Consider the following 1,563-nt stretch of genomic DNA (forward strand, 5'->3'; position numbering starts at 1 on the left):
AGGGGGCTTGCCCCCGATGGCGGTGGGTCAGTCACAGATTGATCAACTGATACACCGCTATCGGGGGCAAGCCCCCTCCCACATTGGTCTGCATTTCAACATTGGGATTGGTGGCACTGGCTGGCCGTTGCCAAGACCAGGCTCCAATCGAGTGCCTGACCTGCACAAAACCCACTGCCTGAACGCGGTCAAAACTGTGGGAGGGGGCTTGCCCCCGATGGCGGTGGGTCAGTCACAGATTGATCAACTGATACACCGCTATCGGGGGCAAACCCCCTCCCACATTCGGGCATACAGTGCCTGTGAGACCTACTTCGACACCGGCATCGCAAACTCCGCGCCCTGCTCGATGCTCTCCGACCAGCGCTGCATGATCGACTTCTGCTTGGTGCAGAAACGCACGCCCTCGGTGCCATACGCATGCATGTCGCCAAACAGGCTCTTCTTCCAGCCGCCAAACCCATGCCAGGCCATCGGCACCGGGATCGGCACGTTGATGCCGACCATGCCCACTTCAATACGCCGCGCAAATTCGCGGGCGATGTGGCCGTCGCGGGTGAAGCAACTGACGCCGTTGCCGAACTCGTGGTCGTTGACCAGCTTCACGGCCTCCGCGAAGTCGTTGACGCGCACGCAGGCCAGCACCGGTCCGAAGATTTCTTCGCGGTAGATGCTCATGTCCCGGGTCACGTGGTCGAACAAGGTCGCGCCGAGCCAGAAGCCGTTTTCCAGGCCGGGTTCGGTGGGCACGTAGTCACGGCCATCGAGCAGCAAGTGCGCGCCGGCCTGTACGCCCTGCTCGATATAGCCACGGATGCGTTCCAGCGCCACTTTCGACACAATCGGCCCCATTTCGGCTTTCAAATCGCGGCCATCGGTGATGCGCAGCGTCTTGGCGCGTTCGGTCAAGGCCGCAATGACTTTGTCGCCGACATCCCCCACCAGCACCGCCACCGAGATCGCCATGCAGCGCTCGCCGGCACTGCCGTAGGCGGCGCCCATCAGCGCATCGACGGTGCGCTCGATATCCGCGTCGGGCATCACCACCATATGGTTTTTCGCCCCGCCCAGGCCTTGTACGCGCTTGCCGTGGCGGGCGCCGCTCTCGTAGATGTACTGGGCAATCGGCGTGGAACCGACAAAACTCACGGCCTTGACGTCCGGGTGTTCGATCAGCGCGTCCACCGCTTCCTTGTCGCCCTGCACCACGTTGAACACGCCCTTGGGCAAGCCCGCTTCACGCAAAAGCTCGGCCATGAACAACGAAGCGCTCGGGTCGGTGGGGCTTGGCTTGAGGATGAAGGTGTTGCCCGCCGCAATGGCAATCGGGTACATCCACATCGGTACCATCACCGGGAAGTTGAACGGGGTCACGCCGGCCACCACGCCCAGGGGCTGGCGCAGGGTCCAGTTGTCCATGCCACGGGAGACCTGGTCGGAATGTTCGCCCTTGAGCAGGTTGGGAATGCCGCAGGCGAATTCGAGAATGTCGATGCCACGGTCGACTTCGCCCTGGGCATCGGTAAAGACCTTGCCGTGTTCGGCGACGATGATGCGCGCCAG

The 1,563-nt window shown here is 62.6% G+C and carries 1 protein-coding gene; it reads right to left on the bottom strand.

Annotation, left to right across the window (positions count from 1 at the left end):
- Positions 1 to 309 precede the first annotated feature (309 nt).
- The coding region (locus BFP90_RS26815) for a CoA-acylating methylmalonate-semialdehyde dehydrogenase (RefSeq protein WP_065898453.1) at positions 310 to 1,563 on the bottom strand (1,254 nt) is incomplete at its 5' end.

The organism is Pseudomonas sp. 24 E 13, assembly GCF_900004715.1.
Lineage (GTDB): Bacteria > Pseudomonadota > Gammaproteobacteria > Pseudomonadales > Pseudomonadaceae > Aquipseudomonas > Aquipseudomonas orientalis_A.